We start from the raw sequence: 15,897 nt of genomic DNA on the forward strand, positions 1-15,897 counted from the left end.
CGACTCCCTTCGGAATTCCAAACCTAAGTTTTGAGCCTAAGGTCTCAAAACTTCCTAGAGCCTGAAACTATTAAGTTTCAGGCTCTTTTATCACGGCGGAAAGTTTCCGTTTTTGCTTACCTCTCTCACTAAAAATACATTATTTTAAATCATTAGCCAAACTTTTGAAAATCAATAATACAGAAAACAGGGTTTGTCTACGCTCTCAGACCAGTGATAAACTGGTCGAATTGGGATAAAGCCTTTACTCCATTAAGTCCAAAACAGTTGCTGGAGGACTTCAAAGAGGCCCATGCTATAAACGATGATGGCTAATGGTTTTCCTAGTAGTATGATGCTGGTAAAGGTTTGATAAGACATCTTAGTGGTGCCAGCCAGATAACAGAGAAAGTCATCAGGGGCAAAAGGAAGGAAGATGGCAATAGTAAAGTATTTGGTAAAGTTACTATCAGGACCGGTCCATTTTTCATATTTGGCAATCGTGCTAGGCTTGAAAAAGAGGGATAGAGCAGGACGGCCAAATCGCTTGGCAATGTGGAATCCTAGAAGAGACCCTATGCAGATTCCAGTATAATTCAAAAGGAAACCTAGGAAAGGTCCAAAAAGGGCAACACCAGCAATGGTTGAAATGCCACCTGGAAAGATGGGAATAGCCACTTGAACCACCTGGAGGATTAAAAATAGCATAGGACCAAAAACACCAGAGCCTTTGACAAGATCTTGGAGTTTATTAATATCGGTCAAATAGCCTTTGTAAGCCAAATATCCAAGAAGGACTAGCAGACCTACCAGTAGGATGCGGCTAATAAAGGTGATTATTAGTCGAATGCGACGTATTCTTAAACTTTCTTTCATCAATTTTATTGTAGCGTTTTTTGCTAGAAGAAACAACTAAAGAGGGGTTGTCAAGAGGGGAATCTTTGGTATAATAGAATCACAATTTAGGAGGATATCCGTATGCTCGACATCAGAACGATTCGATTAGAAGACGAAGGGGCCTACAGAGAGTTCCAACGGCTTTTGCAAGAGGAGAACAATCCGTTTATCAGTCCCAAGATTTTAAAAGAAGGAGAGTTTGCAGCGTTTGTTGAACGGTCTAAACGACGGGAGACCCAGACTGATCATCCTGACTGGTCAACATCGACCAATTACTATGCTTTTAAGGTTGGTCAAATGGCAGGTCGTATTGGATGCCGTTGGCAATTAGAAAAGGGCAACTTGGCGACTGTTGGTGGGCATATCGGTTATGTAACCGCTCCAAATTTTCGCCAAAAAGGGGTTATGACAGCTTTGCTGGATTTTGCGCTCGAACGATACAGAGAACGTGGCATTAGAGCTGTCTTGATTACAGCTGATGAAACGAATCAAGCCAGCCGCAAAACGATTGAAAAAGCCGGTGGTATCTTGGAAAACAATATTTCAATAGAGGATGACAAGCGTTTGGCTCGTTATTGGATTCATGTTAATTAAGAAATAAGGCTCAAGTATTTGCTTGAGTCTTTTTCTGTGGTAGAATAGGACCATGGTAAATACATATAGTCAACACGCAAACCCAAATATGAGACGGCCAGTGGTCAAACCCGAAATCGTTGATTTTATGCGTCAACGCCAAGCGCCAGTCACCGATCATCTCAAAACATTGGAAACTTTTGCAAAAGAAAATAATATCCCCGTCATCCCACATGAAACGGTAGCTTTTTTTCGCCTGATGCTAGAAAGCATAGCGCCCAAAAATATTCTGGAAATCGGGACAGCTATCGGTTTTTCAACGCTATTGATGGCACATCATGCCTCAGAGGCAAAGATTACGACCATTGACCGTAATCCTGAGATGATTGCTTTAGCTCAGGAAAATTTTCAAAAGTATGATGAGCGTCAACAGGTGACTCTGCTTGAGGGAGATGCTCTGGAAATCCTACCAGACCTCCAAGGGCAGTTTGATTTTGTTTTTATGGACTCTGCTAAATCAAAATACATCGTCTTTTTGCCTGAGATTCTCAAGCGAACAAAGACAGGTGGGTTAATCTTGATTGATGATGTTTTTCAAGGAGGCGATGTCGCCCTGCCGTTTGAAGCGATTAAAAGAGGTCAACGGGCGATTTATAAAGGCCTCCAAGCTCTTTTTGACGCAACACTAAATCACCCTGACTTGACTGTGAGTGTAGTCCCATTGGGTGATGGCCTTCTTATAATTCGAAAAAAGAGTGAAAATATCGTTTTACCAGATTAATTTAAGCATTCTTAAAGCTTTTGTGTTATAATAGTCAAGTTGATTCTAAATAAGGAGTACATCGATTGAATGACTAAAAAATCTATTTTAGGAACTGGTATCGCTTTGATTGCAACAGCTGTGATCTCTTCTGTTGCGACCTTATCTGTTACCTCTTCTACTAACACAGACACAGATATTATTACAATGAAAGGTGACACGATCACTGTTTCTGAGTTTTACGACGTTGTCAAAAACAACGGTTCAGCCCAACAAGTTTTGCTGGAGCAAGTCATCGCCTCTGTTTTTGAAACAAAGTACGGTTCTGACGTCACTGACAAAGAAGTTCAAGAAGCTTATGATGAAAGTGCTGCCCAGTATGGTGATAATTTCGCTACAGCTCTTGCCTCAGCAGGCATGACAGAGGAAAGTTACAAATCTCAAATTCGTACCAATAAATTAGTTGAGTACGCTGTTGCTCAAGCAGCTGAAAAAGAGTTGACTGACGATGCTTACAAAGCAGCATATGACGCTTATACACCTGAGGTAACTGCTCAAATCATCAAATTGGCTGATGAAGAAACAGCAAACGACGTTCTTGAAAAAGCTAAAGCAGATGGTGCTGATTTTGCAGCCTTAGCTAAGGAAAATTCCACAGATTCTGCAACTAAGGAAGATGGTGGAACCATTACGTTTGACTCGACGTCAACGGAAGTTTCTAGCCAACTCCAAGAGGCTATCTTTGCCCTTGAAGCTGGAAAAGTTGCTGAGTCTGTTGTAACTGTTATTGATCCATCAACTTATGCAACAAGTTACTATGTGGTTAAACTTAATGAAAAAACAGAGAAATCTGAAAACTGGGAAGACTACAAGGATATCTTAAAAGAAGCTATTCTGACGCAGAAAAAATCAGATGCTAGCTTCATTACAGGTGTCGTTGCGGACGAGTTGCAAGCAGCAAATGTTAAGGTGAAAGACGAAGTATTCCAAAGCATCTTATCTCAATACATCACATCAGATAGTTCATCAACATCAGATAGCTCAACAGCTTCATCTGAAGAATAAGGAAAAACAAGAATCATCTCTCCTTAAAAGCAAATCCAGGGAAGTGGCGGTCAGTGCGAGCCACCTTTGCTAGAGAGGTGTTGCTACTTGTTTGACAACTGAGTGGAAACACTCTGCATAGTCGAGCTTTGGCTCAATGAGGATGACAAGTTCATCGAATGAAGGTGGTACCGCGGTTTTCGCCCTTCGTTTGATGGACTTTTTGGCGCTTTTTGGAGGTATTTATGAGCCGTCAATTTGAAATCAAGCAAAAAATGTGGTCATTAGGTGGTAAGTTCACCATAAAAGATGAATCTGGCAAGCCGGCTTATGAGGTTAAGGGAAGTTTTTTACAGATTCCAAAAACCTTTACCTTGTCAGACATGTCTGGCAATCTCATCAGTCAAATTGAGAAAAAAATGCTGACCTTTTTGCCACAATTTACAGTCAGTCTATCTAATGGCCAATCGTTTGTGCTTAAAAAGCAATTCACTTGGTTTAAACCTCGCTATAGCCTTTCTGGTCTCAACATGACTGTTCAGGGCGATTGGTGGGATATGAATTTCACTCTCAGTCAAAAGGGGCGAAAAATAGCGGAAATCAACCAAGCCTGGCTAGCGATGACCTCGACTTACCAAGTGACGGTCCTAGATGATGCCTATGCAGACCTGGTCATCTCCTTGGTCGTTGCCATTGACTACGTCAAGGAACAAGAAGCTGCCGCAGCAAGCTCATCTGCCACATAACCCTATTAACCAAACACTATCATAAGAAATAAGGAAAATATCATGAAACAACTCTCATCAGCCCAAGTCCGCCAAATGTGGCTTGACTTCTTTGCTTCTAAAGGTCATGCGATCGAACCTTCAGCTAACTTGGTTCCAGTCAATGACCCGACCCTTTTGTGGATTAACTCAGGGGTTGCTACTCTCAAGAAATATTTTGATGGGTCTGTGATTCCAGAGAACCCACGGATTACCAATGCTCAAAAGTCTATCCGTACTAACGACATTGAAAATGTCGGTAAGACAGCTCGTCACCATACCATGTTTGAAATGCTCGGGAACTTCTCAATCGGAGATTATTTCCGTGACGAAGCGATTGGTTTTGCCTTTGAGCTCTTGACCAGTCCAGAATGGTTTGCCTTTGACTTAGACAAGCTTTACATGACCTATTATCCAGATGATCTTGATTCCTATAATCGGTGGATCGAACTTGGAGTCGATCCGAGCCACCTGATTCCGATTGAGGATAACTTCTGGGAAATCGGTGCGGGTCCTTCCGGTCCTGACACGGAAATCTTCTATGACCGTGGGGAATCCTTTGATCCTGAAAATATTGGGGTGCGTTTGATTGCTGAAGACATCGAAAACGACCGCTACATCGAGATTTGGAACATCGTTTTGTCTCAGTTCAACGCAGACCCAGAAGTACCACGTTCTGAGTACAAAGAATTACCAACCAAGAACATCGATACGGGGGCTGGTCTTGAGCGTATCGTGTCTATCTTCCAAGGGGCTAAGACCAATTTTGAGACTGACCTCTTTATGCCAATCATCCGTGAAGTGGAAAAACTTTCTGGAAAAACCTATGACCCTGATGGCGATAACATGAGTTTCAAGGTCATTGCGGACCACATTCGCTCACTGGCTTTTGCGATCGGTGATGGTGCCCTTCCAGGTAACGAAGGTCGTGGTTATGTGCTTCGTCGTCTTCTCCGTCGTGCCGTTATGCATGGCCGTCGTTTGGGTATTAACGAGCCCTTCCTTTACAAGTTGGTCGTAACTGTTGGCCAAATCATGGAAAGCTACTACCCAGAAGTTCTTGAAAAACGTGACTTTATCGAGAAGATTGTTAAGCGTGAGGAAGAAACCTTTGCCCGTACGATCGAAGCGGGAAGCAGCCATTTAGACAGCCTCTTGTCTGACCTCAAAGCAGCAGGCAAGGATACTCTTGATGGTCAAGATATCTTCAAGCTCTACGATACTTATGGCTTCCCTGTCGAGTTGACAGAAGAATTGGCTGAAGATAATGGTTTCAAGATTGACCATGACGGCTTTAAAGCAGCCATGAAAGAGCAACAGGACCGTGCGCGTGCCGCTGTGGTTAAGGGTGGCTCTATGGGCATGCAAAACGAGACCCTGCAAAACATCACAGTAGCCTCAAGCTTTAGTTACGACACCCTAGTATTGGACTCAGACTTGGTGGCCTTGGTTGTTGCTAATGAAACCGTTGAAACGGCTGAAGCTGGTCAAGAAGCCTTGGCAGTCTTTAGCCAAACCCCATTCTATGCGGAAATGGGTGGTCAAGTAGCTGACCATGGTGTGATCTCAGATGCTTCTGGCAATATTGTTGCCAAGGTTGTTGATGTTCAAAAAGCGCCAAATGGCCAACCGCTTCATGCGCTCGAACTCCTAGCAGATGTAGCTGTCGGTGGGACCTATCACCTTGTGGTTGACGCTAAACGTCGCTATGCGGTTGAAAAAAACCACACGGCAACGCACTTGCTTCACGCTGCCCTTCATCAGGTTCTTGGCAACCATGCCACTCAGGCAGGTTCCTTGAATGATGTGGATGTGCTTCGTTTTGACTTTACGCACTTCCAAGCTTTGACAGCCGAAGAGTTGCGCGCTATTGAAACCCAGGTTAACGAAAAAATCTGGGAAGCCATCGCAGTTGAAACCATCGAAACAGATATTGATACAGCGAAATCTCTTGGTGCTATGGCCCTCTTTGGTGAAAAGTACGGTCAAAGCGTGCGTGTCGTGAAAATTGGCGATTACTCGATCGAGCTTTGTGGGGGGACGCACCTTGCCAACACGTCTGAAATCGGCCTCTTTAAGATCTTGAAAGAAGAAGGGATTGGTTCAGGTACCCGTCGTATCGTCGCTGTCACTAGCTCTGATGCCTTTGCGGCCTTCCGTGAGCAAGAAGATGCCCTTAAAGAGATAGCATCAACGCTTAAAGCGCCACAAATCAAGGAAGTTCCAGCTAAGGTAGCCAGCTTACAAGAGCAACTGCGCGAGCTTCAAAAAGAAAACGCAGCCCTTAAAGAAAAAGCGGCAGCAGCAGCAGCAGGCGATGTCTTTAAAGACGTCCAAGAAGCAAATGGCGTGCGCTACATCGCTAGTCAAGTTCAAGTATCTGATGCAGGAGCACTTCGTAACTTTGCTGATAACTGGAAGCAAAAAGATTATTCTGATGTCCTAGTGCTTGTCGCAGCCATCGGCGAGAAAGTAAACCTCTTGGTAGCCAGCAAGTCGGCAGATGTTCACGCTGGAAACCTCGTTAAAGAATTGGCACCGATTGTGTCAGGTCGTGGTGGTGGGAAACCAGACATGGCTATGGCCGGAGGTAGCGATGCCTCTAGCATTGACAACCTCTTGACAGCTGTCGCAGAAAATCTATAACCTTTAGGGAGTGAGACAAAATCGGTAACCGAATAGGTTCGATTTCCCCTCCCTTTTTTATTTTTTAGGTTCAGGCTGAGAAGGTCTATTCCCAGACCTTCTCACTCCCACCCCCGCATAGCTCAAACAATCAGAAAGTGACTGTTTGAGGTTGGAAATAGTGGAAACGACGTTTCCCTCTTTTGTTAGGGTATAAAAGCTGATGAAATCAGCGAATGAGAGGCCAATCAGCAGTGGCTCATTGGTGCTAAAGCACCTAATGACCTGTGCAGGGGTAACACTAAAACTGGCATAGCCAGTGAGTGTTACTTCCAACCACTGCATCTTGTTTAACTGCTGATAAATGATTAGAAGGCTAGGACTTTTTTCCCAGCCTCTTTTAGTATTTTTATAACTTGACCAGCTTTAGGAAAAAAGTTATTCTAGAAGTATGCTAGGACTGGTTCTTAGACCAAAATGCAAATCTATCGTGATGGTAAGGCCTTTCAGCCCTTTTGCCATTGCGACAGGAGATACTCAGCAGTTAACACTCAAAAGGAGAAAAACATGCTAACTATTGCTTTTATTGGAAATGGGAAATCGACCTATCGCTACCATATGCCTTTTATTCAAAAACATGGTCAGTTTAAGGTGAAAACAATCTATTCCCGAACAGCAGGCACCTGGCCCAAATTAGATGGGATTGCTTACACTCATGACATTCAAGATGTGTTGACAGACTCTGAATTGGATTTGGTGGTTATCACAACCCCTCATACCGTTCACTATGAGTTAGCCAAAGCTTGTTTGGAGGCTGGAAAAAATGTTCTTCTCGAAAAGCCTTTTACAGAGACAGCCGCTGAGGCGCGCGAACTTTTTGCTCTCGCTAAGGAAAAAGGTCTTTTCTTACAAGCCTATCAGAATCGTCGTTTTGACTCGGACTTTTTAACGGTTCAAAAGGTCATCGAATCAGGGAAATTAGGAGACTTGCTGGAGCTAGAGATGCATTTTGACTATTATCGTCCAGAAATACCTGAGTCAGTTGATTTTTTTGACAATGCGACCAGCTACCTCTATGGTCATGCCTGCCATACCTTAGACCAAGTCATTTCTTATTTTGGTCTTCCGCATAAAGTCCATTATGATGTGCGCCAACTTCTTGGCGACGGTCGGATGAACGATTATTTTGACCTCGATTTGTACTATGAGGGGCCGCTTAAAATATCAGTGAAATCTTCTTATTTCCGCTTGAAAGAACGACCAAGTTTCATCGTTTACGGCAAAAAAGGTGTCTTTGTCAAGGAAAGTAAGGACCGCCAAGAAGCAGATCTCAAACGCTTCTACATGCCTACCAACCCTGATTTTGGCCTCGATTTCCCAGAACATTACGGTACCCTGACCTACATCGATGATCAAGGGCAATATCGTGAAGAAAAAGTCATTAGTGAAGTTGGCGATTACACTTGTTATTACCAGTATGTTTATGAAACCTTGGCCAATGGCGCTCCAAAACTAATCAAGGATGAAGAAACCATTGCCCTTATGGAAATGCTTGAAGAAGGGTTAAAGACGCTTAAATAAGGAGAATACATGTTTCATGATGCACTGGCAATGGCTGATGCTATTCGCCAAAAAGAGGTCTCATCGCTTGAGCTCGTTAATGATAGCATTGCCAACATTGAAAAGATGAATCCAAAGCTCAATGCTGTCGTCAGTAAACAGTATGAGGAAGCTCGTGAAAAGGCGAAAACTCTAAAGGATAAGGGACAACCTTTCTTAGGAGTTCCCTTTCTCTTAAAGGACTTAGGCCAGAATCAAGCTGGACAGCTATCTACTTCAGGTTCCAAACTCTTCGCCAACTACAGAGCGCAAAGAAGCGATTACCTGGTAGAGGTTTTTGAAAGCCTTGGCTTTATCGTCCTTGGACGAACCAATACCCCTGAATTTGGCTTTAAAAATATCAGTGATTCGCGCCTGCACGGTGCCGTCAATCTACCGCAAGATGTCACTCGCAATGCGGGTGGGTCAAGCGGAGGCTCGGCAGCAGCAGTGGCGTCAGGAATGGTTCCGATAGCAGGAGCTAGTGATGGTGGTGGCTCTATCCGTATCCCAGCTTCCTTTAACGGCCTCATCGGCCTCAAACCCAGCCGAGGGCGTATTCCAGTAGGACCAGATTCCTATCGAGGCTGGCAGGGAGCCTCGGTCAACTTTGCCTTGACGAAATCTGTGAGAGACACTCAACACCTGCTCTATCACACCCAGCGCTATCAGACAGAGAGTCCTTTCCCCTTGCCAAGGCTGAGTCAGTCTGAGCTTTTTAAGGAAAAATGGGAGAAGCCCTTAAAGATCGCTCTCCTAACGGCGTCGCCGATTGGAGGCCGTGTGTCAGACCAAGCCATTGCTGCCGCGACAGAGGCAGCCAAGTTCCTGTCCGACCAAGGGCATGAGGTCACCCCACTCCAGGCCCAGCCTGTCGATGGGGTTGCAGCCATGAAGGCCTACTATATCATGAACAGTGTCGAAACAGCCGCCATGTTTGATGGGATAGAAGCGAGCTTAGGACGGCTAATGGCACCAGATGATATGGAACTGATGACTTGGGCTATCTACCAATCAGGCCAGACCATTCCTGCCAAAACCTACAGTCATACCCTCAATGTCTGGGATCAGTTCTCAGCCCAGATGGCTCACTTCCACGAAGAATATGATATTGTCTTGACTCCGACGGTTGCTGATGTGGCGCCTAAGCATGGCCAGTTTGATTTATCAGAAAAGCTCAAAGACCAGTTGCTCCATATTGGTGAGGTTCCAATGCAGGAACAACAAGACCTCGTTTGGCAAATGTTTGCAGACAGTCTGGATTGGACCCCCTTTACCCAACAAGCCAATCTGACTGGCCAGCCAGCCCTCAGCTTACCGACTTATCGCAGGAACGATGGCCTGTCAATAGGGGTTCAGCTGACAGCAGCAAAAGGGAGAGAAGATGTCTTGCTCCATTTAGCCAAAGATTTTGAAGATGCAGGGCTCTTGAGATAAAACAGAAGATTGTGAAATGTAAAACGTTATTGCAAAAAAAAATAGGTTAAAAAACCTTGTTTTTAAAAGATGAAAACACTGAAAATGATGTTAAAATAGTTTGTGAAATTTTCAAGCAAATAAATTGAGAATAGGCTTTCATTATGATATAGTGAAACAGTTGGAATCTGTTCTAAAAATGGGAGAGAGTCCAATAATAAAATATTTTTAGGGGACTCTTTTTCATGAAAAAGAAATTATTAGCATCATTAGTTGCCCTAGGGGCTACAGTTTTAGTCGGTTGCAGTACTAACAAAGCAACAGAATCTACAGCGCCGTCTGCTGAAGCAACAGTATGGGACAAAGTGCAAGAAGCAGGTGTTCTTAAGGTAGCGACACCAGCAACCCTTTACCCAACAAGTTACTATAATGATGATAACCAATTGGTCGGTTACGAAATTGATATGATGACCGAAATCGGAGAACGTCTTGGTGTCGATGTAGAATTCGTTGAAATTGGAGTAGCGGAGGCTTTCACTTCGGTTGATAGTGGCAAGGTTGATGTTGCTGTTAACAACTTTGACTCAACACCAGAACGCCTCGAAAAGTACAACTTCTCAGTGCCCTACAAATACTCCGTTGGTGGCATGATTGTTCGTGAAGATGGTAGTTCAGGTATTGAAGCAGCGGACCTTAGCGACTGGACTGGCAAAAAAGCTGGTGGTGGTGCTGGTACCCAGTACATGAAAATTGCTGAAAAACAAGGTGCCGAACCAGTTATCTACGACAATGTGACCAACGATGTCTACCTACGTGACGTCTCAACAGGTCGCACAGACTTTGTGCCAAATGATTACTTTACACAAGTCATTGCTGTTCAAATGATTACTGAAAAATTCCCTGATATTAAAGTCAAAATGGGAACAGTAAAATACAACCCAACAGAGCAAGGGATTGTTATGAGCAAAACTGATGAGAGCTTGAAAGAAAAACTCGATGAAGTCATTAAAGCAATGCAAGAAGATGGCACGATGAAGGCTATCTCAGAAAAATATTATGCTGGTCAAGATTTGACACAACCACTTGAGGATGTCGATAATATTCCAGTCATCGATGTTTCTGACATCAAATAATGAACGCTTACTAAGTGGGAGGCTGGACAATTTGCCCAGCCTTTTCTTGAAAAATTTTGAAGGAGAAATCAATGATTAAATGGGATGCCATTTTTAGCCTTCCCTTAGCCCTTGAAGCCCTACCAAGTATCTTGGAAGGACTCCCTTACACGCTGTCTCTATCCTTGATAGGCTTTTTACTAGGTACCGTGTTAGGGTTCTTTGTGGCTTTGATGAAAATGTCGTCGCTGCGTCCATTGAGGTGGCTGATGAACACCCACATTTCCTTAATGCGAGGGACTCCTCTAATGGTGCTCTTGTTTCTGATCTACTTTGGATTGCCTTTTGTTGGCCTTCAACTAGATGCCATCACGGCATCAATCTTGGGCTTTACCATGATGTCGAGCGCCTATATTGCTGAGATTATTCGTTCCTCCCTTTCAGCAGTCGACAAAGGACAATGGGAAGCGGCAAAAGCCCTCGGAATTAAAACATCGACCATCTACCGAAAAGTTATTATTCCTCAGGCGATAAGGATTGCCATACCTCCACTAAGCAATATTCTCTTAGATATGGTTAAAAGCACGTCTCTAACAGCTATGATTACAGTTCCAGAAATTTTTAATAAGGCTAAAATTGTTGGTGGTGCCAAATCTGATTACATGACGGTATATATTTTAGTTGCCTTAGTTTATTGGGTAATATGCACTCTTTATGCTTTTGGACAATCTAGACTTGAAACCAGGTTAGCAACCTATCAGTAAATCTGTATACGGTTTCAAAAAGACAATGAAAAAACACTAAAATCTCTTGTCAATTATACTGAAATTGGGTAAGGTAGAAGATAAGAATATGAGCAACGGATACCTATATAAACATCGTTTAATTTTGTTGTCAATGAGCTAACGTAAACGGTAACTGATAAAATACTAGAGAAGGAGTACTATGGTAGAAAAAGCTAGGAAGCTAAAAGCGCAATTACATATGCACTGGGAAAAAGACTATTTGCTTCTGCTGGCGATAGTGACGTTTGTCTATGCCATGTTGATGCCTGATAGTAAAGATCTTATTGCTAATTATCAAAAGTTGCTTTTTCACCAAACCTACCTGATTCATGATTTTTTTGAAGTGGCTGGCATATCTGCTACCTTCTTTAATGTTTCTCTTCACTTTTTAGTCGCCTATTATCTTAATGTCCGAAATAATTTAACCCATTTAACTGGATTTCAATTGGCGGCAGCTGGTATTTTTATTGGACACTCCTTTTTTGGAACCCATGTGTTAAACATTGTCCCTATTATTTTAGGGGTTGTTCTTTATTCATGGTGGTCCGGCCAATCCTTTAAACTCCACACGTCTCAAAGTTTGTTTGCAACATCAACAGCACCCTTGGTTTCTTATATCCTTCTCAACCAAGGCATCAGCATAACCTCAATTCTTCTAGCGACAGGTTTAGGACTTTTCCTCGGATTTGTAACCCCGCCTCTGGCTGAAGCATTTCTGAAATTCCACCAAGGGTATACCCTTTATAATACGGGGTTTACGACTGGTATCATTGCCATGATGGTTTATGCTTGTCTTCGTTATCTTGGGTTTGAAGTTGACAGTGTTTCCATGATCAGTACCCATGCTCATCGCTATATCTATATCTATATTGCCTTTATCTGCGCAAATTTTATTATTTTCTCACTGATTGGTGCTGATTTTAATGAGATGACGCTAAAGTTTGGTAAACTCAACCGTCGTGTGGGTCGCTTGCCGGATGATTTTGTAATGAAATATGGGCGTCGAACGACTTTCTTAAACATGGGACTTACTGGGATGGCCTTCTTAACCATCGTCGTCTTGACAGGAATGCCACTAAACGGGCCGATCGCAGGAGGCTTAATGTCGATTATTGGGTTTGCTGCTTTCGGGAAACATCTCCGGAACACCCTACCCATTGCTGCAGGTGTTCTTTTAGCTGGTTATTTTTCCTTCGGGCATCTAAATGATTTGACTGTTATTTTACCCCTATTATTTGGGACAGCTTTAGCCCCCATTGCTGGATATTATGGTATAATAGTTGGGGTAATAGCTGGCTTTCTGCAATTCAACGTCGCACAAAGCGTTATTGGACTGCATTTAGGACTTAGCTTATACAATAATGGGTTTTCGACAGGTTTCGTCGCAGCCTTTATGGTTCCTATCCTTGATAGCATTAAAGACCGAATCCCTTTAAAAAAAGATAAAAAGTGAGATTTAAAAAATGATTACTGAAAAAAGCAAAGCTACTCGCATCATGAAAGAGCTAATTGGCTACTTTTTAGAGCATTGTTATTTTCAATTTGATATAAAGTTCAACTTAGACGACGAAAAGTTTGATCTTGCTATCTCGACACCATCTGAGGATGTGCCGACCCATTTTGATCATTTGATGGCTGACCTAAGCTTGGAGCGAGAGGTTGAAATCGATGAATATTATAATGCTTTACTAGGTGGCCATGGCACAGATCATGACTATACCCTTCTTGGAAAAGCAGTGGATGAATCTTCGATCGAATTAGAGGATGGCATCTTAACCTTAAAGGTGAGACGCTACAATCGCAAGTAATGGTTCTTTGATGTTGCTGTGTAGATAAAATTAAAAATAATCACTAAGATGTGTCATAGATTGAAAAGTCTAGGCACATATTTTTTTATCTTTAGTTTTAAAATGATCTAAAGCGAGAAAATAGCTTGTCCTCGTCTTAGATTAACCATTACCATTACTGACTGTTTAGAGGTCTGGCTGCAACTTTTTCTCCGCAGTGATCGGTGGATTTGTCCAGTAATAGCATAGCCGATTTCATAGGGCTCTTTCAACTGAGACAGTCAGCTTTTTACTATAATAAATATCAAACACAGCTTGAGCAAATAACTTGACAAGCCTGTGTTTTTTTGGTGTTTTGACTGTTTTTTTATTGTATTTTTGAGAAAAAAAGCACAAAACAATGGTATACTAGAGGTATGAATGGCTTGAAAGCGCCTACTGTATCATATCATATTAGAAAAGGTGGTCTTAATGAAGCAAATACGGTTTACAGAGACAGTTTTGCGGGATGCTCATCAAAGTTTGATGGCGACACGTCTGAGGACAGATGAGATGCTGCCAATCATGGCAGATTTAGACAGAGCTGGCTATAATGCTCTTGAGTGTTGGGGAGGAGCGACTTTTGATGCTTCTGTCCGCTACTTGAACGAGGATCCGTGGGAACGTTTAAGACAATTCAAAAAGAACGCTCCTAACACGCCCCTACAAATGCTACTACGTGGACAAAACTTATTAGGTTATCGCCATTATGCAGATGACATTGTTGAAAAATTTATAGAGTCAGCTGCTAAAAACGGTATGGATATCTTTCGGATCTTTGATGCGTTAAATGATGTTCGAAATATTCAAGCCAGTGTTAAAGCAGTCAAGAAATTTGGTAAGCATGCGCAGGTAACTATTTGCTATACGACAAGTCCAGTTCATACGATTTCATACTACCAAAACCTGACTAAGGATATGGTGGCATTAGGAGCGGATTCGCTTTGTATCAAAGACATGGCTGGGATTCTAACACCAGCGGCAGTTAAAGAATTAATTCCTGCCCTCAAAGAGGTCACAGACTTACCGATTGAAGTTCACACGCATGCGACGAGTGGAACGTCTGAAATGACTTACTTAGCAGCGGTTGAAGCTGGTGCAGATATTATTGATACAGCCATTTCACCTCTAGCTGGGGGAACAAGTCAACCAGCTACAGAAAGCTTAGCTGTGGTTCTCAATGAATTAGGCTACGAAACAGGCCTAGACGATCAAGCACTTATCACAATCAGTGAGTATTTCAAACCCATAAAAGCAAAATATATCGAAGAAGGCATTTTAGCACCAAAAATCATGGGCATTGAACCTCAAACCCTGCTGTATCAAGTGCCGGGTGGTATGCTCTCAAACTTGTATGCCCAGCTGAAGCAAGCTAATGCCGAAAACCTTTACGATGAAGTGCTAAAAGAAGTGCCTAAGGTACGTGAAGACCTTGGCTACCCACCACTCGTGACACCGATGAGTCAAATGGTCGGCACACAGGCTGTCTTTAACGTGTTGACTAAAGAACGGTATAAAATGATTCCAAATGAAATCAAAGACTATGTTCGTGGGAAGTACGGCCAATCCCCTGCACCGATTAGTGACGTTATCAAGCAAAAAATTATTGGTGACGAAGAGGTTATTACAACACGTCCTGCTGACTTACTTGAGCCAGAGTTTGAGCATCTCAAAGCAGATCTGGCTGGGTTAGCTAAAACCGATGAAGATGTTCTTATCTGTGCTATGTTCCCTCAATTGGGTAAAGAGTTTTTAGAGAAAAAATACAATCCAAAAGCCCAAGAAGCTGATGATGCGTCTGAAATCATTCGCATCGAAGCTATCATGTAAGGAGGAAGCAAGTGGAAAATATTACGATTATGGAAGCCTTAGGGCTTTCTGCAGTAGCTATTATCGTCGTTATGATAGTGCTGGTCGGATTGATGCTTATCGTTAGTGGCTTCAAATACATTGGAGGCTCAGAACAAGTAGCTGTTGCCTCAACCCCACAGCCAGCAGCAAGTCCTGCACCAGCTGTGCTTGAAGAAGACGAAGAAACCAAAACGGTTGCCGCTCTGACAGCCCTAATCATGGCAAATGATAACCAACAGGATAAAAAATACCGCATCACATCTATTAAACGTATCAAGTAAGGAGTAGTTTAACACATGAAAAATTATCATATTACTGTCAATGGTAAAACCTACGATGTCTCAGTAGAAGAAGTCTCAGCGCAAGAATTCCAAGCTCAAGCTGCGTCAGCTCCTGCACCAGCAACTCCAGTTACTCCGGCATCACCAGCTGCTAGTTCTGGAACACCTGTCAATGCACCGATGCCAGGAACCATTGTTTCTGTTAATGTGACAGCAGGAGATGCTGTTAAAGCAGGTCAAGTCCTCTGCATCTTGGAAGCTATGAAAATGGAAAATGAAATTGTAGCGCCTGAAGATGGTACAGTAAGTAACGTCTTGGTTGCTAAAGGAGCACAAGTTGAAGCAGGTGCTACACTCGTCACATTATAAGAGTTGGGAGGTTCAC

General features: G+C 42.9%; 15 protein-coding genes. 14 read left to right on the forward strand and 1 reads right to left on the reverse strand.

What is annotated here, in order from left to right; translation table 11 throughout:
* Positions 1 to 252: 252 nt before the first annotated feature.
* Complete coding sequence (locus J2S23_RS03475; protein ID WP_307121368.1) at positions 253 to 855, reverse strand: TVP38/TMEM64 family protein; 603 nt, start codon at positions 853 to 855, stop codon at positions 253 to 255.
* Positions 856 to 957: 102 nt separating this feature from the next.
* Between J2S23_RS03475 and J2S23_RS03480 the strand changes: the two genes are divergently transcribed.
* The 14 genes from J2S23_RS03480 to J2S23_RS03545 all read left to right on the forward strand — a co-directional run bounded on the left by J2S23_RS03480 (position 958) and on the right by J2S23_RS03545 (position 15,881).
* Positions 958 to 1,470, forward strand: a complete 513-nt coding sequence (locus J2S23_RS03480) for a GNAT family N-acetyltransferase (protein ID WP_307121369.1) — start codon at positions 958 to 960, stop codon at positions 1,468 to 1,470.
* Positions 1,471 to 1,522: 52 nt separating this feature from the next.
* Positions 1,523 to 2,230, forward strand: a complete 708-nt coding sequence (locus J2S23_RS03485) for an O-methyltransferase (protein ID WP_307121370.1) — start codon at positions 1,523 to 1,525, stop codon at positions 2,228 to 2,230.
* A gap of 69 nt (positions 2,231 to 2,299) precedes the next feature.
* Entirely contained in the window at positions 2,300 to 3,274 is a 975-nt protein-coding gene (locus J2S23_RS03490; protein ID WP_307121371.1) for a peptidylprolyl isomerase, read from the forward strand.
* A gap of 224 nt (positions 3,275 to 3,498) precedes the next feature.
* Positions 3,499 to 3,999 carry an LURP-one-related/scramblase family protein gene (locus tag J2S23_RS03495; protein ID WP_307121372.1) on the forward strand — a complete coding sequence of 167 codons (501 nt, stop codon included), beginning with the start codon at positions 3,499 to 3,501 and terminating at the stop codon, positions 3,997 to 3,999.
* Between the two features lie 42 nt (positions 4,000 to 4,041).
* Positions 4,042 to 6,663 (forward strand): alanine--tRNA ligase, encoded by a 2,622-nt coding sequence (gene alaS, locus J2S23_RS03500; RefSeq protein ID WP_307121373.1) that lies wholly within the window; start codon positions 4,042 to 4,044, stop codon positions 6,661 to 6,663.
* Positions 6,664 to 7,209: 546 nt separating this feature from the next.
* Entirely contained in the window at positions 7,210 to 8,223 is a 1,014-nt protein-coding gene (locus J2S23_RS03505; protein ID WP_307121374.1) for a Gfo/Idh/MocA family oxidoreductase, read from the forward strand.
* Positions 8,224 to 8,232: 9 nt separating this feature from the next.
* Positions 8,233 to 9,678: an amidase gene (locus J2S23_RS03510; RefSeq protein ID WP_307121375.1), complete on the forward strand. Its 1,446-nt coding sequence runs from the start codon at positions 8,233 to 8,235 to the stop codon at positions 9,676 to 9,678.
* A 224-nt stretch (positions 9,679 to 9,902) separates the two neighbouring features.
* Positions 9,903 to 10,790 (forward strand): transporter substrate-binding domain-containing protein, encoded by an 888-nt coding sequence (locus J2S23_RS03515; RefSeq protein WP_307121376.1) that lies wholly within the window; start codon positions 9,903 to 9,905, stop codon positions 10,788 to 10,790.
* A 71-nt stretch (positions 10,791 to 10,861) separates the two neighbouring features.
* Complete coding sequence (locus J2S23_RS03520) at positions 10,862 to 11,533, forward strand: amino acid ABC transporter permease (protein WP_307121377.1); 672 nt, start codon at positions 10,862 to 10,864, stop codon at positions 11,531 to 11,533.
* Positions 11,534 to 11,714: 181 nt separating this feature from the next.
* Entirely contained in the window at positions 11,715 to 13,007 is a 1,293-nt protein-coding gene (locus tag J2S23_RS03525; protein WP_307121378.1) for a DUF1576 domain-containing protein, read from the forward strand.
* Between the two features lie 10 nt (positions 13,008 to 13,017).
* Complete coding sequence (locus J2S23_RS03530) at positions 13,018 to 13,362, forward strand: hypothetical protein (protein ID WP_307121379.1); 345 nt, start codon at positions 13,018 to 13,020, stop codon at positions 13,360 to 13,362.
* Positions 13,363 to 13,812: 450 nt separating this feature from the next.
* Positions 13,813 to 15,210: an oxaloacetate decarboxylase subunit alpha gene (locus tag J2S23_RS03535; RefSeq protein ID WP_307121380.1), complete on the forward strand. Its 1,398-nt coding sequence runs from the start codon at positions 13,813 to 13,815 to the stop codon at positions 15,208 to 15,210.
* Between the two features lie 11 nt (positions 15,211 to 15,221).
* Positions 15,222 to 15,512 carry an OadG family protein gene (locus J2S23_RS03540; RefSeq protein WP_307121381.1) on the forward strand — a complete coding sequence of 97 codons (291 nt, stop codon included), beginning with the start codon at positions 15,222 to 15,224 and terminating at the stop codon, positions 15,510 to 15,512.
* Between the two features lie 15 nt (positions 15,513 to 15,527).
* Positions 15,528 to 15,881, forward strand: a complete 354-nt coding sequence (locus J2S23_RS03545) for a biotin/lipoyl-containing protein (RefSeq protein WP_307121382.1) — start codon at positions 15,528 to 15,530, stop codon at positions 15,879 to 15,881.
* The last annotated feature ends 16 nt before the right edge of the window (positions 15,882 to 15,897 follow it).

The organism is Streptococcus moroccensis (genome assembly GCF_030812835.1).
Classification (GTDB): domain Bacteria; phylum Bacillota; class Bacilli; order Lactobacillales; family Streptococcaceae; genus Streptococcus; species Streptococcus moroccensis.